Origin of the sequence: Caballeronia sp. dw_19, assembly GCF_018449515.1 — a bacterium.
GTDB lineage: Bacteria > Pseudomonadota > Gammaproteobacteria > Burkholderiales > Burkholderiaceae > Caballeronia.
In genome coordinates, this window is the sequence record NZ_JAAVUQ010000003.1 from 343,380 (window position 1) to 365,283 (window position 21,904).

The following is a 21,904-nucleotide window of genomic DNA, read 5'->3' on the forward strand; positions in this document are numbered from 1 at the left end:
TCAGCTACGCTGTCCGCGGCCTTGCGCTTCCGTCGGCCGCAACTGGACGGCGAGTTTATCCAGCACGCCGTTCACGTATTTGTGGCCGTCGGAGCCGCCGAAGGTCTTCGTCAGTTCGATTGCTTCGTTGATCACCACGCGATACGGAATGTCCAGGTGATGCTTGAACTCGAACGCAGCGACCATCAGCACCGCACGTTCGACCGGCGAAAGCTGTTCGAGCGGACGGTCGAGGCACGGCTGCAATTCGGCGGAAATGATGTCCGCTTCCTTGATCACGCCGTGCAAGATGGCGTCCAGATGCTCCTGGTCGGCTTTATCGAAGCCTTGCGCACCGCGCAACTGCGCGTCGATCTCGCCGCCGGGCGCGCCCGACAGCAACCATTGATAAAGCCCTTGTGTCGCGAGTTCGCGCGAGCGTCGTCGAGCGCTTTTCATGCGCGGTCCTCGTCTTCTTCGTCTTCATCGTCGCCGAGTTGTTCCAGCGCGACCGAGAGATTCGCCATTTCCACCGCTACGCGTGCTGCGTCGCGGCCCTTTTCCGTCATGCGGGCAACGGCTTGCTCGTCGTTTTCGGTCGTCAGGACTGCATTGGCGACCGGTGTGCCGAAGTCGAGCGCGATACGGGAAATGCCCGCGCCGCTTTCATTCGATACCAACTCGAAGTGGTACGTTTCCCCGCGGATCACCGCGCCAAGAGCAATCAATGCATCGAATTGACCCGATTCGGCCAGCTTTTGCAGCGCCAGCGGAATTTCGAGTGCGCCCGGCACGGTGACGAGCAGTACGTCTTCACCGATCACGCCAAGCCGTTCGAGTTCTTCCGTGCAGGCGTCCACGAGGCCGTTGCAGACCGGTTCATTGAAGCGCGATTGCACGATGCCGATGCGCAGTCCGTCGCCGTCGAGGTTCGGTTGATATTGTCCGATTTCCATTATTTATCCGTTTTCAGTGTGATGCAGTGTGGTGATTGGCGCTGGTCAGACCGAGCGTAAATGGGCGATGGAAGCGGGGTCGACCGAATCCGTCGAGGTCGTCGTGGCGGGGCAGCCCGGCATGGGGATGAACCCGGTCACCTCCAGGCCGTAGCCCGACATGCTGCCAAGCTTGCGGGGATTCGACAGCACCTGCATCTTGCCCACGCCCAATTCGCGCAAGATCTGCGCGCCGATGCCGTAGGTCTTGAAGTCAATCGGGCGGCGTTTCAGTTCGGCCGCTTTGTCCTCGCGCTCGAACGCCTGGAATACATCGACGAGATGTTCTTTCGTGTCGCCGCAATTGAGCAGCACGATGGCGCCCAGGTCGCGGGCGGCGATTTCCTTCATCGCGGCGTCGAGGGTCCAGGAGTGCGTGGACGAGTCCACTTCGAGCAGATCCAGCACCGACAGCGGCTCATGCACGCGCACTGGCGTTTCCCGTTCCGGCGACGGCTGGCCGCGCACCAGCGCAATATGCGGCGAACCGCTTGGCTGATCGCGATACAGCACCGCGCGAAACGCCCCATGCGCCGTCTGCATGGTGCGCTCGGCGACACGCTCGACGATTGATTCCGTGCGCGAGCGGTAGTGAATCAGGTCCGCGATCGTGCCAATCCGAATGCCGTGCAGTTCCGCGAATTCGATCAGATCGGGCAGCCGGGCCATTTCGCCGTCGTCGCGGATCACTTCGCAGATCACCGATGCCGGCGTCAGGCCCGCCATGGCCGTGAGGTCGCAGCCTGCTTCCGTATGTCCCGCGCGGACCAGCACGCCGCCCGGTTGCGCCATGATCGGAAACACGTGACCCGGCTGGACGATGTGCTCGGCTTTCGCGTCGTGCGCGACCGCAGCCTGAATGGTGCGTGCGCGGTCCGCGGCGGAGATGCCGGTGGTCACGCCTTCGGCCGCCTCGATACTCACCGTGAACGCCGTCCCGTACTGGGTGCCGTTTCGCTGCGTCATCAGCGGCAGGTTCAGCTGGCGGCAGCGGTCCTGCGTCAGTGTCAGGCAGATCAGTCCACGGCCGTAGCGCGCCATGAAATTGATCGCTTCCGGCGTCACGAAATCGGCGGCGATGACGAGATCGCCCTCGTTTTCGCGGTCTTCTTCGTCGACGAGGATCACCATCCGGCCAGCCTTCAGCTCGGCGATGATCTCTGGGGTGGAGGCGAGCGTCATTGCGGTGGTCGTCCGGTACGAGAAAGGGCGTATTTTACGCCACCGACGATGTCAACGCGGGGGATTTGCCGGTTTTGGGCTGGCGTTGGCCGTTCGGCCGGTTATTAGCCGGATCCACGGGCGGCCGGTCGCGCCATGGTCGAGAGGAAAGCGAATCTGCGAGAAATGCCTCCCCGCCAGAATCGCCTTGCCTTCGGGGGACAGGTTCGGTAGACCGGTCGTCTCACGACCGGCAGATCCCCGACCAAAGTTCAATCGTTCAGCGCGCGCCATACGTCGTGTTGGCGAACAACGCGCCCTGTCCATGCGGCGGGGCACGCCAATAAGGTGGAGGGGCTTCGAGGACCGCCCCGAGTTCCGCTGCCGCGTGCCACGGCCAGCGAGGGTCATACAGCATGGCGCGCGCAAGAGCGACTGCGTCAGCCTTGCCACTCGCGATAATTTCTTCGGCTTGGCGAGCATCGGTAATCAGGCCTACCGCAAACGTGTTGACGCCAGTAGCGTCTTTTACTGCCTGCGCAAATGGAACCTGGTAACCCGCCCCTACGGTGATTTTTTGTAGCGGTGAGATGCCGCCCGACGACACGTCGATCCAATCGACACCGCGATTTTTTAGCTCCCTGGAGAATGCGATGGTTTGTTCGATGTCCCAGCCGCCATCCATCCAGTCGGTCGCCGATACCTTCACACCGATGGGCTTTTCAGCGGGAAATGCAGCACGTACGGCATCGAAGACTTCAAGCGGGAAGCGCATCCGGTTTTCCAATGAGCCGCCGTATGCATCAGTCCGGTGGTTGGCGATCGGCGACAGGAATTCATGTAGCAAGTAACCATGCGCTGCATGAATTTCCAGGCCATCGACTCCTAGCCGTGCGGCGCGTATTGTCGAGGCGACAAACGCTTCTCGTATTCGATCAAGGCCCGAAGGTTCCAGGGCGAGTGGCGGTTCCTCGCCTTCCATCTGAGCTCGCGCGGAAGGACCGTGGGTCACCCATCCTCCTTTGGCCGCCGGGATCAACTGGCCGCCTTTCCATGGCACGGCACTGGACGCCTTTCGACCCGCGTGTCCCAATTGCATCGTCACGGCGATCTTCGAATGCTGACGGATCGCCGCAAATACCGGCTTGAGCGCTGCCTCCGTCGTGTCGTCCCATAAGCCAAGGTCGCCGGGCGTGATGCGACCGTCCGGTTCGACCGCTGCGGCTTCGATGCACAACATGCCGGCGCCAGAAAGGGCAAGATTGCCCAGATGAATGAAGTGCCAGGAATTGGCCTCGCCGTTTTGGGCTGAGTACTGGCACATGGGTGAAACGACGATGCGGTTGGGGATCACCAAGCTTCGCAGCGTCAGTGGCGAAAACAATTGACTCATGAGTGTCTTCCAGAAAATTAAGCCGGGATAGGAGACGGTAGGGTGATTAAAAGCGGAAGCACGATGACGATGATGGCAAACATGGCTATGGCGGTTGAACCAAGATCAATCGCTACTTCAAGCCCCCAGGTAGTGGCCGCGGCGCCGAGAAGGAGCGCAACGAACCCCTGCATCAGGTAAGCGACCAGGTATAGGGCTGAAAACGTACCGCCTCGATGATGAGCGGGCGCATAGGTATTAATTAAGCTCAGACCGCCGAGGAACAAGAGGCTGTAACCGATTCCCGTCACTGCAATTGACGCAAGAAAGATTGCCAGGGAGTGTTGGTCAGCTGATAGCGCGAGGAGAGCCATCCCGATTGCGGAAGCGAATCCTCCGAGCGTCATGGCCAAACGGGACGGAAGGCGCTTCGCCAGAAGTCCGCATATGCCCCACACCACGGCGAACAGCGAGATCGCCGCGCCATCGACCAGTGTGTTTGCCGAGCCGACGAGATCGTGTGCGATCTGAGCACCAAGCGAGAGGACCAGCGCACCGACGACGTAGGCGGTCAGGATCGCCGCGGACGACATGGCGAATACTTGGCGAAGGCCTTTGGGTATGCTGGGCGCCTTGAAATGCCAAGGTCCGGAAGTTTCGCCCGATGTGTGGCGCGGCAAGAACCACGCGGCCACGAACACCACAACAAGAACAATAAACAACACCCAGAAGTTCAGGCGCGTAGGAAAGGGGGCGTACTCGATCAGCGCGCCTGCGCTGAGTGTCGCCGCCGCTAACCCGACTGCCTGGGCGACAGTAGTGATGGAACTCGCGCGCTTCGCCTGGCCCGCTGCGCTGAACTCGATCATCGCGGCAGTCGATGGGCCAGCGGACAAGCCGACGCCGAGGCCCATGAACGACCGGCCGATGAAGATCCAGAAGACATTCGGCGCGATAGCGAACAGCAGTACGCCCACCAGCGAAGCGGCAAGCCCGAGCAACATCGTGGCGCGGCGTCCGATGTGATCGGAGATATCGCCAAGACATATGAGTACGCCGACGACCACGATGGGATAGATGGCGAAGATCGCGGTCGTAGTAGTGGTATTCAGGCCCCACTCTGATGCGTAGAGCCGATAGGTCATCGCCGGCGCCGCGCTGGTCCAGAGCGTGTGGGCAACGATAGCCGCCGCGACCCAGAAACTGGCTCGCTTTCCGAGTTGCCGCGGCGTGCCGTTCATGACTGAACTCCGATGGGTGTTGACGGATAATACGACCAGTCGTATTATCCGTCAACACCCATCGCGTGGGAGCAGGCGCCAATTCATTCGACCGCAACCGTTAAGTGCCCCTCGATGGGCTAACCTGCTTCACCCGATAAAATACATACGATCGGTCGTATAAATCAGGTATCTGAGGGATTTCATGGCTTCAAAAGTGCGCGAGAAAATTGTCGATGCTGCGGTAGATCGCTTTCACGCGCTCGGATTCAGTGCGTGCAGCGTGCAGGACATTGTCGACAAGGCCGGTTTGCCGAAGGGTACGTTTTATAACTATTTCAAGGCAAAGGAACTCCTGGCACTGGAGGTGCTGGAGGTCTACGGAAAAGACTGCGAGAGAGAGACGCTGTCAGACAAAACCCTCGCGCCGCTCGATCGTATTCGAAACCACTTCGAATTCATGGCGGCGCGGTTTGCTCGTTCCGGTTATGACAAGGGATGTCTGATTTGCAACTTTGCTGCCGAGACGTCGGACACCATGCCGCTGATCCGAGAGGCTCTCGATCAGTCTCTCACCGCATTGAGTGAGCTCATAGAAGTCGCCATTCGCGAGGCTCAGTCGGAAGGCAGCGTGACTACCGATCTCGACGCCGGGAAGGTGGCGCGCTTCTTGACCAATAGCTGGGAAGGGGCGGTGATACGGATGAAAGTCGTCAATAGCCGGGAGCCGCTCGACGACTTCTTTTCAATCGCATTTTCGCTTTTGACGCGTCCGAATCCAAACAGCCGGGCACCTCGAAAACCGGCGGCCAAGGTCTCCGCGAAGCGGACCGAGGGCTCGCGAACGAAATAACGGACCGGCAAAATCGCCAGACGACGGCTTGCGCCCGATCCGGTCAACCAGCGTCCCTGTTGATAAATGCGATAGCAGCCTCGATGCCGCTTTCCAAAATCTCGTCGGAAAAGTTCTTGTCGCTGACAGCACGAGCTAGCTGGAGCGTTCCTACCATCATTCCATACAAAGCGATGGCATCACGCCGGCGCGCCTGCGCCGAAGGCGCCGGGAACTGAGCGGCCATCAGCTCAATGAACTCATCAATCTTCGAGGTGAAAACCTCACGAGTAGATTTCGGGTGGCGCGCGACCTCCGCGGCGAGCGCCGAGGTCGTGCAGCCCTTCCCTGGATGATCCCTATGGCGTGCGCTAAGGTAGTTTCGGACGACGCCCTCAAGACCCGCGCCGCTATCGATTACTCCGCCCAACAGCTCCTTGCGTTTGCCTAGCGCGTCAAGCAGGACCTGGCGAAACAAATCTTCCTTTGATTCGAAGTGCGTATAGAAAGCGCCATTCGTCAGACCGGCATCGGACATGACTGAGGCGATGCCGGCGGCAGCGACCCCTTGCTCACGGAACCGTCGCGAAGCTACATCAATGATGTGTTGCCGCGTTACGTCGCTATGTCCTTTTTCGTATCGCATGGTGGGTTTCTCCTTAACAAATGCCGCTGCCGCCGCACTCCCCATGACTCGTTGGCGTCGTTCGCCCCGGGTTGAGCGGAATCGCCGAATCAATTGATACGGTCCATGCGTATAGGATTATACTCATACTTTAAAAGTACGATCGTAATTCAATAAACCAGCGTAAGGACTCGCATGAAACCTCAAGACAAGGTTGCACTTATCACCGCAGACGCGGCGCATATCCATGCCGCAGAGATCGTCGCGGACGGCGGGCATGCGGGGGCGCCCGCTGCCGTGCCGATCTATAGGCTTTCGGTAGCGCCGCTGTCGACGGTGAATCCGTCATGACAGAATCGTCTACCGCTACCGCAGATATCGACGCAGGCGTCGTCGCCAGTCCGGGCAATCCCGGCAATCCCGGCTCGCCCAGAACGGCGGCCGCTAGTCGCAAGGCGGCCGCGCGCAAGGCGATCCTTGAGGGTCCGATTCTGTCCACCTTGCTTCGATTGTCATTGCCAACGCTGATCGTTCTGCTGGCTCAAACTGCGGTCAATATCGCTGAGGCCTACTACGTCGGCTTCCTGGGCACGAGTGCGCTGGCTGGCGTCGCGCTCGTCTTCCCCGTCTTCATGCTGATGATGACGATGTCCGCGGGCGGTCTGGGCAGCGGTGTGGGATCTGCCGTGGCACGAGCCGTCGGAGCAGGGCGGCAGGAGGACGCCGACGCGCTTGTTCTACATGCCATTGTCCTTGCAGTTATCGTTGGCGCCGTCTTCACGCTCGGGATCCTTTGGTGTGGCCCGCTGTTGTACCGTGCGCTCGGTGGCAGGAACGCCGCACTGGATGCTGCCGTCGAGTACTCGAACAATTTGTTCGCCGCATCGATTGCCGTGTGGATCGTCAACCTGCTCACAGCCGCGCTACGAGGATCGGGCAATGTGAACGTTCCTGCCACGGTGACATTGATCGGCGCGCTTGTCATGATTCCGGCCTCTCCGATCCTGATCTTCGGTTTCGGTCCGATCCCACGTCTCGGAATCGGCGGCGCCGGCCTTGCGTTTGCCATCTATTACGGCGCCGCCACGCTGGTATTACTGCGCTACATGATGTCGGGTCGCTCCGGTTTGACGCTGAAATTCGCACGGCTGGAGGGCAGGCTCTTTGCGTCGATTCTCAAAGTGGGTGCGCCCGCCGCGCTCAATACGGTCCAGACCAATCTGACTGTCATCCTCGTCACCGGCGCCGTGGGCCTGTTCGGAACGAGTGCGCTTGCGGGATACGGTATCGCGTCGCGCCTCGACTATGTGATGATCCCGATCCTGTTTGGATTGTCGTCCGGGGTGCTCACCATGGTGGGCATCAACATTGGCGCGGGACAAGTCGCGCGTGCGAAACAGATCGCGTGGGTGTCTGTCGCGGTCGGTGTTGGCCTGACTGAAACGATCGGTCTGATCGTCGCCCTGTGGCCACTGTCGTGGTTGCATCTCTTCAGTCACGATGCCAATGTGCTGGCGCCTGCCATGACCTACCTGCACATTGTCGCTCCCGCCTATGGCCTTCTGGGATTTGGCTTTGTTATCTCTTTTGCAGCGCAAGGCGCTGGCCATGTTCTATGGCCGTACCTGGGCTCGACCTTACGGATGATCATAGCCGCGGGTATTGGCTTGATAGCGGTCAAGTTCCTTGGGGCCGGCATGCCTGGACTGGCGGCGATTGTCGCTGCGTCGCTCGCCGCTTACACGCTGGTGACGGCGATAGCGATGACCTCGCGCAAAGTATGGAGCCCTAACCGTAGCTGAAGCCCGGATGCCGCCGGACCCTTGGTGGCTTCGTAACGACGTAACGAGGGCGAGTACACCCTGGTTTTTACCCACGCTGGGTGGGATAGGGCCGCATCAGGTACCAAGGTAACCGGCGCCAGGTCCAGATTTTCCCGGTCACACTACCTGCCATGTATAAAAGGCCGCTCGTTGATCCTTGGCATCAGACCGGATCAACGAGCGGATTACATCGTTACGCCGCTTCCATTGCTGGATAGTCGGTGTACCCGACCGGGCCTCGTACATAGTAGTGTTCCGGGCGCGGCGTATTCAGCGGAGCACCTGCCTTGAAGCGTGCCGGCAGGTCAGGGTTGGCAATGAACGGAATGCCAAACGCCACTGCATCCGCCTTCCCGATTTCCAGCCAGGCGCTGGCGCTCTCCTGCGTGAACAACTCATTCGCAATGTAGATACCGCCGAACTCTTTCTTCAGGAGCGGTCCGATGCTGTCTTCACCTTCTTTTTCGCGGGTGCAGATAAAGGCAATCTTGCGCTTGCCCAGTTCGCGTGCGACGTATTTGAATGTTTCGAGCAGGTTATCGTCCCCCATGCTGTGATCGACGTGACCGTCCTCACCCGCGTCGGCGCGAGGCGCAAGATGCACACCTACGCGGCCCGGCCCCCACACTCCGATTGCAGCGTCAGTCACTTCGAGAAGCAGTCGCGCACGGTTTTCGCGGGAACCACCATATTGATCGGTACGCTTGTTCGTGCTGCTCTGGAGGAACTGGTCCAGGAGGTATCCATTGGCGCCGTGGACCTGAACACCATCAAAACCGGCCCGCTTTGCGTTATCTGCACCTTGCCGATAAGCCTCGACGATTCCAGCAACTTCTGATGTTTCCAAGGCACGCGGGACCGGAAAATCGACCTTGGGACGGATCAGGCTGACATGTCCCCGTGCCGCAATTGCGCTGGGCGCGACAGGCGTCTGGCCATCGAGATAGGTCGGGTGAGAGATGCGGCCGACATGCCAAAGCTGCATGAAGATTCTGCCGCCGGCATCGTGGATGGCCTTGGTGACCTCGGTCCATCCGAGCACCTGCTCCTCCGACCAGATTCCGGGGGTATCGGGATAGCCGACGCCCATCGGGGTAACCGACACTGCCTCGCTGAGGATCAGGCCGGCAGACGCTCGCTGGGCATAGTATTGCGCCATGAGCGCGTTGGGCACACGGTCTTCGGCGCGGCAACGGGTCAGGGGCGCCATGATGATGCGATTCGGCAGTTCGAGATCACCGAGCTTGATAGGATCAAAAAGTGTAGTCATAACTCAAGTTCAAGAATGAAGAGATTGAAAATCCACATCGCTTGTCGATTCGATAGTTAGACAATCGTCTAACTATCGATGGCAATGTGGGTACACGGGCCGTGATACCGGACTCGTCAGTCCACTTCCACGGATTTTCCGCCGACGCTGATCAGGCTGTCTTTGCAGATGGAAGATGCAAGGCCTGCAAGAAATTAGATTGTCGAGAGTTGATGGAGGTAAGCCTGGAGGACATCACGTTTGATCTTCAAGTTCATGAATTTCCCTTCGCGGATTATCTCGATCAGCCCTGCACGTTCCAATTCCTTTATGTGATGCGAAAGTGTGGCTGCTGTCACGCCATGCGTGGTAAGCAGCGCGGTGCACGGATATGCGCCGGTCGTGGAGCCGACTTCCTTGAGTATCTGATATCGCCGTGGGGCCGCCAGAGCCTGAGCAATCAACTCAAACTGTCTTTCAGTTATAGCGCTCCTTGCCTGGCGGGATGGTTTCACGATTCGCTCTCAATACGATAGTTAGGCAACCGTCTAAATATACCTCCGATTAGGCCGCCATGAGCGGACGGGCGCTCGGCCGGCTGCCCGGCTTAACCGGGCGTGCTGAAGGAGAGCTGGACGCGCTTGCCGTCACGATTCGATTCCACGATCTGTTCAATCAGTTCATGCATGCGGATCGCGTCCGCGAAAGTCGGCGCAAGCGTCGAACCGGTCTTTACGTCACGTGCATGGGCGGCGTACAGGTTCGCCAATTCAACAACACTCGCCCCGAGTTTTCCCGGCGGCAGCCATTCATACTCCACCGGAATAGCCAGCGCGGTTAGCGGCTGTGCGTCACCTCGCGCGATTTCTATGCGGTTGAAAGCGTCGCCGAAGCTGGTGGTATTCGAGATTTTCAGATCGCCCTTGCTGCCGGTGATATCGATCTGTACTCCGAAATTATTGCGTTTTCCCGCCTCGAGATGGACCGTCAGCACGGCGCCATTGGCGAAAGTCCCTGCCAGCACGACCTGGTCAGGGCTGGTGTGCGGCAGCGTTTCTCCGGTTTCTATCAGAGTGACTTCTTTGAACTGATTGACAGTCAGCGCAGACAGGCTCTGCGGATAGCCGACCATCGTCGTGAACAAAGCGTCCAGGAAATGGCCGCCATAGATCGACAGAAGGCTGGAGAAGTTCTCTTCGGGTACCGTGTAGTAAAGCGACGCAGGCCGTTCACGCTGGAAGTACTCGACGCTCACATGCAGGCGCACCGAACGTACTTCGCCGATCTCGCCCTGGTCCAGCAAATCGCGCACATAACGGTAGCCCGGATTGAGCCGCCGCTGCAGACCGATGATGGTGCGTACGCCCGCCTTGTCGGCCAACGCGAGCAACTCGCTCGACAACGCAGTGCTCGGCGTCAAGGGCCATTCGCAGTAGATGTCCTTGCCGGCCGCGATGGCAGCGCGGATGCCCTCTTCGTGCTGGAACGCGGGCGTCAACACGAGTACGAGATCCACTTCGGGATGCGACACCAGCTCCTGCAGCGATGCTGCCGCGTATTTGAAGCCATGGCGGGCGACCAGCGATGCCGCCTTTTCCTGGCTGCGGCTATACACCGCCGTCAGTTCATATTCCGGCAGCAGTTTCAGCGAAGGGAGGTGCCCATATTCTGACCAATGGCCCAGGCCGATGACACCCACCCTGATTTTGCCGGAGCCCGTAGCTGGCGTCGCGATGCTGTTCAAGAGAACTCCCCAATGTAAGGCTGTGCGGATGACCCTGCTCAGCGACATCGCAATAGTAGAGTTTGTGGGAATGAAGATAAATGGTCTTGGGTTCCGATCATTTCGGACATCTGAGTCCGCTACCACGACAGGTTTGACACGCCGCCGCCGCGAGCGCGGTCTACCTACCAGACACCGTTCCTCCAGGCGATGCGCGATGCAGCCCATGTGACGGCCGCGGAAGCTCGCCCCTGGCGCCACATCTTGCTCGATCTAGATTTGCAGATTCTCGCTGACATAGTCGATGAAAACACGCAGCTTGGGCGAGGCGTAACGGCTTGCCGGCCACAAGATCCAGAAGGTGACGGTCTGATCCATGAAATCATCCAGCACGATCTGCAATGCACCGCTCGCCAGAGCATCCCGCACGAGGAAGGTTGGCAGGAGGGCCAGGCCCTTGTCCTGAAGCGCAAGAAAGCCCAGGACTTCAATGGTGTTGCTGACGAATGTTTGCGGTAACTCCGGCTCCGCTTCCGATGCAACGAGCTGGAACGGCCAGCGTTCCAGCTTGCCGCTGACGGGAAATTTATGCAGCAAACAGGCGTGCCGAATGAGTTCGGAAGGATGCGTGGGAACACCGTGTCGCTTGAGATATCCGGTCGAGGCGACCAGCACTTGCCCGCAGGAACCCAGGCGTCGGGATACCAGCCGCGAGTCGTGCTGCTCACCGGTGCGAATGACGGCATCGAAACCTTCCTCGATGATATCCACCATGCGATCGGAGAGATCGACATCGAGCTCGATTTCCGGGTATTTCGTCATGAAGCCGTCCAGCACGGGCATGATCAGGCCGGACAGTTGCGGCGTGCTGATCCGCAACCTTCCACGAGGGTTGCCGGCGGCATCGGACAGTTCGGCTTCCGCCGCTTCGACCTCGCCCAGGATGCGCCGGCACCGTTCAAGGAACAAGGCGCCTTCGGCCGTCAGCGTGATGCTGCGCGTGCTGCGGTGAAAGAGCCGCACGCCCAGGCGATCCTCGATACGCGCAATGCTTTTGCCCACCGCCGAGGACGATACGCCGAGCAACCGTCCCGCCTCGGTAAAACTGCGGGTCTCTGCCACCTGCACAAACATCGAAATGCCACTGAGGCTATCCATCGCCGCGTCCCGGGATCAATTTAAGACATATGTGTCCGATATATTCGGAACCTTAGCCTATTTTTCTTCTCCCGTTCAGTCCATACACTGTCCTCAAGGTCGAAAACCCGCTGTTGATCCAACTTCACCAGCCACTGAATCTTGAGGAAATCATGTCCAAACTTCATTCCACCGTCAAAGTCGGTCCCTACGAATTTTCCCATCGCGTGGTGTTGGCGCCGCTCACCCGCATGCGCGCCGAAGAAGGCGCCAAGCCGGGCCCGTTGATGGCCGAGTACTACGCACAACGCACTTCAGAAGGCGGCTTCCTGATTGGCGAAGCCACCATCGCCGCGCCCAACGGTAACGGCTACCTGGGTGCGCCCGGCCTGTACGACGACAGTCAGATTGCCGGCTGGAAGCTCGCGACCGACGCGGTGCACGCCAAAGGCGGCCGCATCTTCTTGCAGCTTTATCACGCTGGCCGCCAGTCCAACAGCCAGTTGCAGCCGGGTGGCGCCCAGCCGGTGGCACCCTCCGCCGTGCCGCATGGCGGCGTCGCGTACACCGAAGCGGGCTGGGTCCCGAACACGCCCAGCCGCGCGCTGACCGTCCCCGAGATCGCCGATCTGGTCGAGAGTTTCCGCACCGCAGCCATTCGCGGCAAGGAGGCCGGTTTCGACGGTGTTGAACTGCACGCCGCCAACGGCTACTTGTTCGACCAGTTCCTGCAGGACGGCAGCAACAAACGCACCGACATCTACGGCGGCTCGTTCGAAAACCGTGCCCGCTTCCTGATCGAAGTGACTCAGGCCGTCATCTCGGTCTGGGGCAGCGAACGCGTGGCGGTGCGCCTCGGCCCGAGCGGCACCTGGGGCGATATGTCCGACAGCAATCCGGAAGCGCTCTTCACTTACGTAGCGGAGGAACTGGACAAACTGAATCTGGCCTACCTGCACCTGATCGAGCCGCGTGTGCTCGGCAACGTCGATGACGACAGCAAGGATCAGAACCCCGTTGCCGCGCAACTGATCCGCAAGCATTACAAGGGAACGATCATCGCCGCTGGCGGCTTCAAGGGCCACACAGCCGAAGCCATCTTGCAGGCGGGTGACGCCGATCTGGTCGCATTTGGCCGCGACTTCATCGCCAATCCGGATCTGCCCGAACGCCTGCGCCTGCAGTTGCCTTTGAATCCGTATGACCGTCCCAGTTTCTTTGGCGGCACGGACGTCGGTTATACGGACTATCCGTTCTATCGCAAGGACGCGGTAGCAGCGTAAGCGGAGCCCATGATGAACTCCACCACCATGCGCATTTCCCTTGCGCCGCTGTACTGGCTGGCGCTTGGCACGTTCGCAGTCGGCACCGAGAGCTTCATGATCGCCGGCCTGCTGCCCGATATAGCCGCCGACCTGCATACGAGCATTGTCGCCACGGGCCAGTTGGTGACGGTGTTTGCTTTGGCGTACGCACTCAGCTCACCGGTCCTGACGGCCCTGACAGGCGCGTTCCATCGACGCAGGCTGATGATCCTGTCGCTGTCGGCCTTCACGCTGGCTAACATCATTGCCTGGGGCGCCCAGAACTATTGGGAGTTGATGGCGGCGCGCATCCTGCTTGCAGCCGCCGCCGGCCTGTACGTTCCTGGCGCCAATGCGCTGGCCGGTGCCATCGCTGGTCCCGAACGGCGCGGCACGGCGCTGGCCATCGTCAACGGTGGCATCACGATCGCGGTTGCCTTCGGCGTGCCACTGGGCGCGTTGATTGGTGACCGGCTTGGCTGGCGCATGACGTTTGCGGGCGTCGCCGCGTTGTCCGCGGTGGCCACGGCTGGCTTGCTGTTCGGCCTGCCCCGCACGATAGGCGCGGGATTGCCGACCGCTACGCTGCGCGAACGCATCCATGTCGCACGTCAGCCAGTCATCCTGATGACCTTGCTCGTCACTACGCTGTGGGCAACGGGCGCCTACACGATCTATACCTACCTGGCGCTGTTTATCGCCAAGACGACGCCGTTGCATGGCGCGCAGATCGGATACGTCCTGTTCACGTGGGGTGTTGCTGCAGCGGCAGGTGTGTTGATCGGCGGCAAGGCGGTGGATCGCGTTGGCCCGCGTCGCGTGATCGTCCCCTGCCTGATTGTGTCGATCCTCGCTTTCTCGCTTTTGTCGGCGAGCGCGCACTGGTTGCCGGCAAGCTTGGCGCTGGTCCCTGTCCTGCTGGGCGTGGTGGCCTGGGGTATGGCGCACTGGTCGTTTTACCCCGCGCAGCAAGCAGGGCTGATCAGCATCGCGGGCCTGCGCGGGACGCCGATTGTCCTGTCACTGAACGCCTCGTTCATGTATCTCGGCTTTTCGCTCGGCGCCGCGCTCGGTTCCCTTACCTTGAGTCTCACCTCGGTGAGCGATCTTGGCTGGGCCGCTGCCGCCTGCGAAGTAGCAGCGTTGGTCCTGGCGGTGTTTATCCGCAAGTTCTTGGTGCGGGGGCAGAAGCTGACTGTCGCTGCCGCCTGAAAAAACCGTTATTGCAGCGGCTTGTGATTGTCCTTAGACGTCGACAGAATCCGCTCCACGTACCGCGCAATCAGATCGATCTCCAGATTGACCTTCGCGCCGGTTTTCAAATGCCGCAACGTGGTCACTTCCACCGTATGCGGAATCAGATTGATCGAAAACTCGCAGCCATCGGGCCGGTCGTTCACGGTATTCACCGTCAGGCTCACGCCGTTCACCGTCACCGAGCCTTTATAAGCCAGATACTTACCGATATCGCGAGACGCGAGAATCCGTAACTCATGTGACTCGCCAACAGGGGCGAAATGCGTCACTTCACCGAGACCATCAACGTGTCCCGACACCAGATGCCCGCCCAGCCGATCATGCGCACGTAGCGCCTTCTCCAGGTTCACATCGCCGGATTCGGACAAGCCTGCCGTCTTGCTAAGGCTCTCGCGTGACACATCGACGGCAAAAGACCCGGCCGACTTCTCGATCACGGTCATGCACGCGCCCTGGATCGAGATGCTGTCGCCAAGCTCCACGTCCGTGAGATCCAGCCCGCCGGAGGCCACCGTGAGGCGCACGCCGGTATCGGCATCGGTGGATGAACCCAACGGCGTAACCGCTTCAATGCGGCCGACCGCCGCGACAATTCCTGTGAACATCGTCGAGCTTCCTTACGTTACGTTGTGCGTTAGATAATCGGTTTCGCGTCCGTGGGCGCATCGGCTTTCACCACCGCGAAGCGCGCCAGAATGCGCAGGTCATCACCCAGCCGGTCAATCCGGTGAAACCGCAGATGCGGCCGGGCATCGAGTGTATCGGGTGGCGTGAAATCGAACATGCCTGGCGCGTTGCCCAGCAAACTCGGCGCGAGATAAACGAGCAATTCGTCGACACACCCCTCGCGCAGCAGCGAGCCATTGAGCTTGTGACCCGCTTCCACGTGCAGTTCGTTGATGCCGCGATCGGCAAGGATACCCAGCATGGCGGGCAGATCGACCTTGCCGTGCTCGTTCGTCAATGGCGTGAATTCGATGCCGCGTTCGCGCAGCGCATCGGCTTTCGCGGGGTCGGGCTCGGCGCCGCAAAACACCCACGGCGGAGCGCCTTCCAGGATCCGCGCGGTGAGCGGCACGTCAAGGCGGCTGTCGATCAGTACCCGCTGCGGCTGGCGCGGCGTTTCAACCGCGCGCACGGTCAGTTGAGGATCGTCCTCGCGCACGGTGCCGATGCCCGTCAAAATCGCGCACGCCCGCGCGCGCCATGCGTGACCATCGGCGCGGGCGGCTTCACCGGTAATCCATTGGCTTTCGCCGGTCGGCAAACCCGTGCGGCCATCCAGCGTAGCGGCGACCTTCATGCGTACCCACGGCCGGCGTCGCGTCATGCGCGATACAAAGCCGATGTTCATCTCGTACGCTTCATTGGCCAGCAGGCCGCAGCGCACATCGATACCCGCATCGCGGAGAATCGCCAGTCCGCGCCCGGACACCGCCGGATTCGGATCTTCCATCGCGGCGATCACCTTGGCGACCCGCGCGTCGATCAGCGCGTGCACGCACGGCGGCGTGCGGCCGAAATGGCTGCATGGTTCGAGCGTGACGTAGGCGGTGGCACCCCGCGGATCGTGGCCGCGCGCTCGCGCGTCTTTCAACGCGCGAACCTCGGCGTGGTCCTGGCCGGCGGGCTGCGTGAAACCTTCGCCAATCACATCGCCGTCCTTCACCAGCACGCAGCCGACGCGCGGATTCGGCGTCGTCGTGTACATGCCGCGTGCGGCCAGCGCCAACGCGCGCTCCATGTGCGAGAAATCGGTCTGCGAGAACATGGCGGCGGCGCTTAAGCGGCGAGGCGCGCGAACGCGCCGCGGGCGGCGTCGAGCGTCGCGTCGATAACGCCGTCGTCGTGGGCGATCGAGACAAACCCCGCTTCATACGCCGATGGCGCGAAGTAGACGCCGACATCGAGCATCTCGTGGAAAAACGCGTTGAAGCGCTTCGTGTCGCCCTGCGTGACTTCAGCGAAGCTTCCCGGGACGCTATCGGCGAAATACAGCCCGAACATCCCGCCGATAGCGTCCGCCGAGAAGGGCACCTTCGCTTCCTTTGCAACCGAAGCGAGGCCATCGGCGAGACGGCGTGTTTGCCTGGTCAGCGTGTCGTAGAACTCCGGCGCCTGGATCAATTGCAGCGTTTTCAACCCGGCTGCGACCGCGACCGGATTCCCCGACAGCGTGCCCGCCTGGTACACGCCGCCGAGCGGGGCGAGATGCGCCATGATGTCCCGGCGTCCGCCGAACGCTGCAGCCGGCATGCCGCCGCCGATCACCTTGCCCAGGCACGTCAGGTCCGCCTTGATGCCGTAGACCTGTTGCGCGCCACCCAGCGCCACGCGAAAGCCGCACATCACTTCATCGAAAATCAGCACCGAGCCGTACTCGTCGCAACGCGCGCGCAGCGCTTGCAGGAACTCGGGCGTGGCTTTCACGAGGTTCATGTTGCCGGCCACCGGCTCCACGATAATCGACGCGATTTCCGCACCGAACGCGGCAAACGCTTCGTTAAGCTGCTCGACGTTGTTGTACTCGAGCACGGTGGTGTGCTTGGCGGTATCGGCGGGAACGCCAGCGGAAGTGGGATTGCCGAACGTCAGCAGACCCGATCCCGCTTTCACGAGCAAGCTGTCCGCGTGACCGTGATAACACCCTTCGAACTTCACGATCCGATCCCGCTTCGTGAACCCGCGCGCCAGGCGCAGAGCGCTCATGGTCGCCTCGGTGCCGCTCGACACCATGCGCACTTGTTCTATCGACGGCACCAGCTTGCAGATCTCTTCCGCGATCTCGATCTCGGACTCGGTCGGCGCACCGAACGAAAACCCGTTCGCGAGCACGCGCTGCACGGCTTCAAGCACTTCAGGATGGACGTGGCCGAGGATCATCGGCCCCCAGGAACCGATGTAGTCGATGTACTGCTTGCCATCGGCGTCCCAGAAATACGGACCTTGCGCGCGTTCGATGAACCGCGGCGTGCCGCCGACCGAGCGAAACGCGCGCACCGGCGAGTTCACACCGCCGGGAATGGTTTTCTGGGCGCGTTCGAAGAGAGCTTCATTTCTGGACATGACGGGGCCTGCACTGGATGACGGGTTCGGCTGGAGAGGGCTGCGGTCGCGGGCTTCTATCAAGCCTGGATGGGCGCCGGGATCGGATCGGGCGGGGTCCGACCGGGTCTCGCGCCTGGGGCTCGCGGCTGCAGGAAATCAAGATGAAATTGTACCGGAGTCGTCTGCATCGAGTCCGCGACGCTCGGTCTGGCGCTGCCTTCGAAAAGACGCCAGCGCGGCTTGCGAAAGCGGGGCGCGTACAATGCACACTGTTTTAAGGCTTTGTTTAAGCCGTTCGCTTGCATGCCGGACGTGGCCGTTGCGAGGTTTTTCGCCCTCGTATCGGGTTGGTTTCGCCACGTGTCACTCGCTACCCGTCACTCGCCAGTCCCCGAAAACCGCGCCTTTTTCTCACGCTCCCTTTCGCCTCTCATGCCCGAAATCATCAAGCGCCGTGCCGATCGCCGACTGATCCTGTTGCTCGGTGCGCTGGCGGCGTGCGGCCCGCTTTCCATCGATATGTATCTGCCGAGCCTGCCGGCTCTCGCCGCTTCGTTCGGCACGACCGCAGCCGCCGCGCAGATCACGCTGACCAGTTTCATGCTCGGCTTTTCGCTCGGCATGCTCGTGTACGGACCGCTCTCCGACGCCTACGGGCGCCGGCCGGTGCTGCTCGGCGGCATCGTGTTGTACACGCTTGCGAGCGTGGGGTGCGCGCTGTCGTTTTCCATCGATTCGCTGGTTATCCTGCGCTTCCTGCAGGCGCTCGGCGCGGGTTCGGCGTCGGTTTTGGCGCGGGCCATTGCACGCGATGCCCACGCACCGTCGGATGCCGCCCGGGTGCTGTCGATGCTTGCCATTGTCACGTCGATCGGCCCGCTGCTCGCACCGTTGATAGGCGGGCAGTTGCTGCTGCTCGGGGGCTGGCGTGCGGTGTTCGTCACGCTCACGGTATTCGGCACGATATGCGCGGTCACCACGTATTTGCGCGTGCCGGAAACCTGGCCGCGCGAGAAACGCGCGACATCGGCGCTTGGGCGGTCGTTTGCGGCGTACGGGCGTCTTCTCACCGATCCCGTCACGTGGGGCCACACGTTATGCGGCGGCATGGCATTCGCATCGATGTTCGCGTACATCACCGCGACGCCGTTTGTGTATATCGACTACTTTCATGTGAAGCCGCAGCACTACGGGTTTTTCTTCGGGCTGAACATCATCGGGATTATCGGCTGGAACGTGGCGAACACGCGGCTCGTCGGGCCGCTGGGATCGCTGAAACTGATTTCGATCGCGTCGTTTGTCAGCGTGATCGCGGCGCTGGCGACGGCGTTCGTGTGTATCACCGGTTTTGGCGGCTTGTGGTCGATCGTCGGCTGTCTGTTCTTCGTGGTCGGCGTCGTGGGTTTGTTATCGGCCAACTGCACGACGGATTTGATGCATCGATACCCCCACAACGCAGGCGCCGCAGCCGCGGTGTTCGGCGCGGTGCAGTTGGCGCTCGGCGCGCTGGCGAGCGTTGCCGTCGGGATGTTCCACGATGGTACGCCGCAGGGGATGGGTATCGTGATCGGGGTGACGGGCGTGCTGACGTTCGTCGGCCGGACGCTGGTGCTGCGCTGGCATGGCACGCCCGTGCGGGCGAGTCGAGCGAGCTGACGCAGTCGCGCTTATTTCGGGCACATTCGCGCGCCGGATGCGTTGACGTGTGACGCTGGCGCAATTCGAACGATGCGGCGGGAAGGGGATATCCGTGCCGCCGCGTTGGAGCAGCGACGCGCGTTCGCAAGCTGCGAACGAAAGCGCGTTGCCATGTCCGCGCATTCGTTCAGCTAACCATCACTCGCGGCCCACCATTTGCTGCAAGAACGTGAACGCCGTCGCTTCCACGCGAGCGATGCTTTCCGCCTCCACGCCCGCGCCGTGACCACCGTCGCGGTTCTCCAGATACCACACGCGTTCATGTCCCAGCGCCTGCATCCGCGCCGCCATTTTGCGGGCGTGGCCGGGATGCACGCGGTCATCGGTCGCCGACGACGTGAACAGCGCCGGCGGATAAACCGCATCGGCTTTCACGTTTTGATACGGCGAGTACGTCATCAGGAAGCGCAGGTCGCGGGCATCGGCGGGGTCGCCGTATTCGTCGATCCACGAGGCGCCTTGCAGCAGCAAGTGAAAGCGCGCCATGTCGAGCAAAGGCACTTCGGACAACACTGCGCCGAACAATTCCGGACGCTGGACCAGCATCACGCCAGTCAGCAAGCCGCCATTGCTGCCGCCACGAATAGCGAGTTGTTTCGATGTCGTCACGCCCGACGCCACCAGCGCTTCTGCAACGGCGATGAAGTCATCGAAGGCGACCTGGCGTTTCTCGCGCTGCGCCGCCTGATGCCACTCCGGCCCGAACTCGCCGCCGCCACGGATGTTCGCGACCGCGTACAGCCCGCCGCTTTCGAGCCACGCGATGCCCGTGGTCGCGTCGTAATGCGGGTCGAGCGCGACTTCGAAGCCACCATAGCCGTAGAGCAGGCAGGGCGCGGTTTCCTGACCCTTGACGTTCGCCTCACGGCCGATCAGCCAATAGGGAATGGCGACGCCATCGGTTGATATCGCGTGACGACGTTCGGCGATAAGACCGGTCGCATCGAATTGAGCGGGAAGGCGCGCGAGCAGTTGCCATTCGCTTTCCGGCTGCGCGAAATCGGCATAGTAAAGCGACGGCGGCGTGAGGAAATGTTCGACGTGAATGAGCACGGTGTCGTCGCGTTCACTGTCGATGGAATCCACGTACGACTGGCTGGCGGCCGGCAACGCGAAGTCGCGGCGGGTCCATTCGCCTTCCAGACCAGCCGGGGGGCCAAGCAACTCCACGCGCGGCGAACCATCGTCCATCTGCGACACCACCAGCCAATGCTTCGTGAAGTCGATATCGGCGAGAACGTTGCGGCCTGACGGCGTGAACAGCACGGTGAAATTGCGCGCGCCTGTCAGGAAGGCATCGCGGCGGATGACGAGCAGCGAACCGCTCGCGTAGGTCGTTGCGCCCGATTCGTAGGACTCGCGTGGCGTGACAAACAACCAGCCGTTCCAATGCTCCAGTTCCGCGTGCAGCGGGACATCGTATTGCTGCCACTCGCCCGTGGTTTCATCGAGCCAGTATTGCAGCGTCTCGAAGAACGACGTCGCGCGTGAAGCAAGATGGAGCTTTTCGAGCTGATCGTAATCCACGCCCGCCGATACATCGCGCCGTTTGCCTTCGAAGACCACGGGGGCATCGGCGAGTGGCGTGCCGCGCTTCCATTTGCGCGCCTGGCGTGGAAAGCCGGAAGTGGTCAGCGCGGGCTTCTTGCTGTGCGCGCTGTCGTCCCAGCCAACGTACACCGTATCGCGATCGATCCACGAGATGCCATGCTTGCCGACATCGGGGAGCGTGAAGCCGTCTTCAACGAAGCGCTGCGTTTCGATATCGAATTCGCGGACCATGCACGCGTCCGAGCCTCCCGGCGACAAGCTCACCAACGCGCGGTCCCAGGTAGGGTAGAGCATGTCGAAGTCGTGCAGCGCCCAGCGGATGCCGTCCTTGGCGGCGCTCGTGTTCAAGTCGATCTGGTCAACGTCCAGGATGGTTTGCCATTCGGGCGTGCCGGCGAGCCATTTTTGCCAGGCTGTGCGCCGAACTATGCCCAGCGGGTTTTTCTCATCCTGCCAGGTGTTGTAGCCCCAATCGCCATAACGCGAACATGAAACGATGCGTTCCTGCGAGGTGTAGGCCTTTGCCAGCCGCTTCGTGAGTGTGTCGGTGTCAGCGGTCTTGCCGAAGGCTTCTGTTGTGCGCGCGTTTTGCGCGCCGACCCATGCGTCGACCCGGGTGTCTTCAAGCGTTTCCAGTTCGATAAACGGATCGGGACCGTCGGCAACAGGCCATTCGAGTTCGGGGCGTCGGCTGAGGAAGGAATCTGTCATGTCGGGAGGGGAGCCTGCTTTGGGTTGCCGGAGAGCGCGTAGCCGGCCTGACCGGGAATTCGGAAGGGGAATTGTGCCTGACGGCGTCGCATCACGCCGCGTTGGGTCGAATTCATTTCGCGCTGCGTGCGGTCCTTTGCGACTTCCGCGCGCGGCACTATTTAGGCGCTTAACCACGCTCGTCAAGTTCGCTATTGCTGGCCGGGCTCTCGCCTATTT

General features: G+C 61.2%; 20 protein-coding genes. 6 read left to right on the forward strand and 14 right to left on the reverse strand.

What is annotated here, in order from left to right; all coding sequences use genetic code 11:
• The 5 genes from nusB to HB376_RS06375 all read right to left on the reverse strand — a co-directional run bounded on the left by nusB (window position 1) and on the right by HB376_RS06375 (window position 4,748).
• Entirely contained in the window at window positions 1-438 is a 438-nt protein-coding gene (gene nusB / locus HB376_RS06355) for a transcription antitermination factor NusB (RefSeq protein ID WP_213762568.1), read from the reverse strand.
• A complete protein-coding gene (gene ribH / locus HB376_RS06360; protein ID WP_213762569.1) occupies window positions 435-935 on the reverse strand; it encodes a 6,7-dimethyl-8-ribityllumazine synthase in 501 nt (166 codons plus the stop codon). Before ribH ends, nusB begins: the two co-directional genes overlap by 4 nt.
• Before the next feature lie 45 nt (window positions 936-980).
• Window positions 981-2,156, reverse strand: a complete 1,176-nt coding sequence (gene ribBA / locus HB376_RS06365; protein WP_213762570.1) for a bifunctional 3,4-dihydroxy-2-butanone-4-phosphate synthase/GTP cyclohydrolase II — start codon at window positions 2,154-2,156, stop codon at window positions 981-983.
• A 259-nt stretch (window positions 2,157-2,415) separates the two neighbouring features.
• Window positions 2,416-3,528, reverse strand: a complete 1,113-nt coding sequence (locus HB376_RS06370; protein ID WP_213762571.1) for an NADH:flavin oxidoreductase/NADH oxidase — start codon at window positions 3,526-3,528, stop codon at window positions 2,416-2,418.
• Window positions 3,529-3,545: 17 nt separating this feature from the next.
• Window positions 3,546-4,748, reverse strand: coding sequence for an MFS transporter (locus HB376_RS06375; RefSeq protein ID WP_213762572.1), 1,203 nt, complete (start codon window positions 4,746-4,748; stop codon window positions 3,546-3,548).
• A 184-nt stretch (window positions 4,749-4,932) separates the two neighbouring features.
• On the opposite strand from HB376_RS06375, the gene HB376_RS06380 reads away from it, so the two are divergent.
• Window positions 4,933-5,580, forward strand: coding sequence for a TetR/AcrR family transcriptional regulator (locus tag HB376_RS06380; RefSeq protein WP_213762573.1), 648 nt, complete (start codon window positions 4,933-4,935; stop codon window positions 5,578-5,580).
• A 43-nt stretch (window positions 5,581-5,623) separates the two neighbouring features.
• On the opposite strand, the gene HB376_RS06385 is transcribed toward HB376_RS06380, so the two are convergent.
• The gene (locus HB376_RS06385; RefSeq protein ID WP_213762574.1) at window positions 5,624-6,205 is read right to left on the reverse strand and encodes a TetR/AcrR family transcriptional regulator; all 582 of its coding nucleotides are present in this window, start codon (window positions 6,203-6,205) and stop codon (window positions 5,624-5,626) included.
• Window positions 6,206-6,379: 174 nt separating this feature from the next.
• Here HB376_RS06385 and HB376_RS06390 point away from each other — a divergent pair, with 174 nt between their 5' ends.
• The gene (locus HB376_RS06390) at window positions 6,380-6,535 is read left to right on the forward strand and encodes a hypothetical protein (protein WP_213762575.1); all 156 of its coding nucleotides are present in this window, start codon (window positions 6,380-6,382) and stop codon (window positions 6,533-6,535) included.
• Entirely contained in the window at window positions 6,532-7,986 is a 1,455-nt protein-coding gene (locus HB376_RS06395) for an MATE family efflux transporter (RefSeq protein ID WP_213762576.1), read from the forward strand. Before HB376_RS06390 ends, HB376_RS06395 begins: the two co-directional genes overlap by 4 nt.
• Window positions 7,987-8,200: 214 nt before the next feature.
• On the opposite strand, the gene HB376_RS06400 is transcribed toward HB376_RS06395, so the two are convergent.
• The 4 genes from HB376_RS06400 to HB376_RS06415 all read right to left on the reverse strand — a co-directional run bounded on the left by HB376_RS06400 (window position 8,201) and on the right by HB376_RS06415 (window position 12,137).
• Window positions 8,201-9,277, reverse strand: a complete 1,077-nt coding sequence (locus tag HB376_RS06400; RefSeq protein ID WP_213762577.1) for an alkene reductase — start codon at window positions 9,275-9,277, stop codon at window positions 8,201-8,203.
• 194 nt (window positions 9,278-9,471) lie between these two features.
• Window positions 9,472-9,771, reverse strand: a complete 300-nt coding sequence (locus HB376_RS06405; RefSeq protein ID WP_213762578.1) for a helix-turn-helix domain-containing protein — start codon at window positions 9,769-9,771, stop codon at window positions 9,472-9,474.
• A gap of 92 nt (window positions 9,772-9,863) precedes the next feature.
• Window positions 9,864-11,000, reverse strand: coding sequence for a Gfo/Idh/MocA family oxidoreductase (locus HB376_RS06410; protein WP_255631181.1), 1,137 nt, complete (start codon window positions 10,998-11,000; stop codon window positions 9,864-9,866).
• Window positions 11,001-11,252: 252 nt separating this feature from the next.
• The gene (locus HB376_RS06415) at window positions 11,253-12,137 is read right to left on the reverse strand and encodes a LysR substrate-binding domain-containing protein (RefSeq protein ID WP_213762580.1); all 885 of its coding nucleotides are present in this window, start codon (window positions 12,135-12,137) and stop codon (window positions 11,253-11,255) included.
• A 152-nt stretch (window positions 12,138-12,289) separates the two neighbouring features.
• Here HB376_RS06415 and HB376_RS06420 point away from each other — a divergent pair, with 152 nt between their 5' ends.
• Together HB376_RS06420 and HB376_RS06425 are read left to right on the forward strand one after the other, a co-directional pair.
• Window positions 12,290-13,399 (forward strand): alkene reductase, encoded by a 1,110-nt coding sequence (locus HB376_RS06420; protein ID WP_213762581.1) that lies wholly within the window; start codon window positions 12,290-12,292, stop codon window positions 13,397-13,399.
• 12 nt (window positions 13,400-13,411) lie between these two features.
• Window positions 13,412-14,632, forward strand: a complete 1,221-nt coding sequence (locus tag HB376_RS06425; RefSeq protein ID WP_213762582.1) for an MFS transporter — start codon at window positions 13,412-13,414, stop codon at window positions 14,630-14,632.
• Window positions 14,633-14,640: 8 nt separating this feature from the next.
• Here the strand turns inward: HB376_RS06425 and HB376_RS06430 are convergent, their stop codons facing one another.
• The 3 genes from HB376_RS06430 to hemL are packed head-to-tail and all read right to left on the reverse strand — an operon-like array spanning window position 14,641 to window position 17,743.
• The gene (locus tag HB376_RS06430) at window positions 14,641-15,282 is read right to left on the reverse strand and encodes a riboflavin synthase (protein WP_213762583.1); all 642 of its coding nucleotides are present in this window, start codon (window positions 15,280-15,282) and stop codon (window positions 14,641-14,643) included.
• A 29-nt stretch (window positions 15,283-15,311) separates the two neighbouring features.
• Window positions 15,312-16,448 carry a bifunctional diaminohydroxyphosphoribosylaminopyrimidine deaminase/5-amino-6-(5-phosphoribosylamino)uracil reductase RibD gene (gene ribD, locus HB376_RS06435; RefSeq protein ID WP_213762584.1) on the reverse strand — a complete coding sequence of 379 codons (1,137 nt, stop codon included), beginning with the start codon at window positions 16,446-16,448 and terminating at the stop codon, window positions 15,312-15,314.
• 11 nt (window positions 16,449-16,459) lie between these two features.
• Window positions 16,460-17,743 carry a glutamate-1-semialdehyde 2,1-aminomutase gene (gene hemL, locus HB376_RS06440; RefSeq protein WP_213762585.1) on the reverse strand — a complete coding sequence of 428 codons (1,284 nt, stop codon included), beginning with the start codon at window positions 17,741-17,743 and terminating at the stop codon, window positions 16,460-16,462.
• Window positions 17,744-18,157: 414 nt separating this feature from the next.
• Between hemL and HB376_RS06445 the strand changes: the two genes are divergently transcribed.
• Window positions 18,158-19,381 carry a Bcr/CflA family multidrug efflux MFS transporter gene (locus HB376_RS06445; protein WP_213762586.1) on the forward strand — a complete coding sequence of 408 codons (1,224 nt, stop codon included), beginning with the start codon at window positions 18,158-18,160 and terminating at the stop codon, window positions 19,379-19,381.
• A gap of 180 nt (window positions 19,382-19,561) precedes the next feature.
• Here HB376_RS06445 and HB376_RS06450 read toward each other — a convergent pair whose 3' ends face one another.
• Window positions 19,562-21,685, reverse strand: a complete 2,124-nt coding sequence (locus HB376_RS06450; RefSeq protein ID WP_213762587.1) for a prolyl oligopeptidase family serine peptidase — start codon at window positions 21,683-21,685, stop codon at window positions 19,562-19,564.
• Window positions 21,686-21,904: the final 219 nt, after the last annotated feature.

What these genes read in the sequence shown, in the direction of transcription:
- HB376_RS06395 (WP_213762576.1), top strand. Translation starts at nt 6,532, where the DNA reads ATGACAGAATCGTCTACCGCTACCGCAGATATCGACGCAGGCGTCGTC.
- HB376_RS06430 (WP_213762583.1), bottom strand. Translation starts at nt 15,282, where the DNA reads ATGTTCACAGGAATTGTCGCGGCGGTCGGCCGCATTGAAGCGGTTACG.
- HB376_RS06415 (WP_213762580.1), bottom strand. Translation starts at nt 12,137, where the DNA reads ATGGATAGCCTCAGTGGCATTTCGATGTTTGTGCAGGTGGCAGAGACC.
- HB376_RS06380 (WP_213762573.1), top strand. Translation starts at nt 4,933, where the DNA reads ATGGCTTCAAAAGTGCGCGAGAAAATTGTCGATGCTGCGGTAGATCGC.
- ribD (WP_213762584.1), bottom strand. Translation starts at nt 16,448, where the DNA reads ATGTTCTCGCAGACCGATTTCTCGCACATGGAGCGCGCGTTGGCGCTG.
- ribBA (WP_213762570.1), bottom strand. Translation starts at nt 2,156, where the DNA reads ATGACGCTCGCCTCCACCCCAGAGATCATCGCCGAGCTGAAGGCTGGC.
- HB376_RS06370 (WP_213762571.1), bottom strand. Translation starts at nt 3,528, where the DNA reads ATGAGTCAATTGTTTTCGCCACTGACGCTGCGAAGCTTGGTGATCCCC.
- HB376_RS06425 (WP_213762582.1), top strand. Translation starts at nt 13,412, where the DNA reads ATGAACTCCACCACCATGCGCATTTCCCTTGCGCCGCTGTACTGGCTG.
- HB376_RS06450 (WP_213762587.1), bottom strand. Translation starts at nt 21,685, where the DNA reads ATGACAGATTCCTTCCTCAGCCGACGCCCCGAACTCGAATGGCCTGTT.
- HB376_RS06385 (WP_213762574.1), bottom strand. Translation starts at nt 6,205, where the DNA reads ATGCGATACGAAAAAGGACATAGCGACGTAACGCGGCAACACATCATT.
- HB376_RS06420 (WP_213762581.1), top strand. Translation starts at nt 12,290, where the DNA reads ATGTCCAAACTTCATTCCACCGTCAAAGTCGGTCCCTACGAATTTTCC.
- HB376_RS06375 (WP_213762572.1), bottom strand. Translation starts at nt 4,748, where the DNA reads ATGAACGGCACGCCGCGGCAACTCGGAAAGCGAGCCAGTTTCTGGGTC.
- ribH (WP_213762569.1), bottom strand. Translation starts at nt 935, where the DNA reads ATGGAAATCGGACAATATCAACCGAACCTCGACGGCGACGGACTGCGC.
- hemL (WP_213762585.1), bottom strand. Translation starts at nt 17,743, where the DNA reads ATGTCCAGAAATGAAGCTCTCTTCGAACGCGCCCAGAAAACCATTCCC.
- HB376_RS06445 (WP_213762586.1), top strand. Translation starts at nt 18,158, where the DNA reads ATGCCCGAAATCATCAAGCGCCGTGCCGATCGCCGACTGATCCTGTTG.
- HB376_RS06390 (WP_213762575.1), top strand. Translation starts at nt 6,380, where the DNA reads ATGAAACCTCAAGACAAGGTTGCACTTATCACCGCAGACGCGGCGCAT.
- HB376_RS06400 (WP_213762577.1), bottom strand. Translation starts at nt 9,277, where the DNA reads ATGACTACACTTTTTGATCCTATCAAGCTCGGTGATCTCGAACTGCCG.
- nusB (WP_213762568.1), bottom strand. Translation starts at nt 438, where the DNA reads ATGAAAAGCGCTCGACGACGCTCGCGCGAACTCGCGACACAAGGGCTT.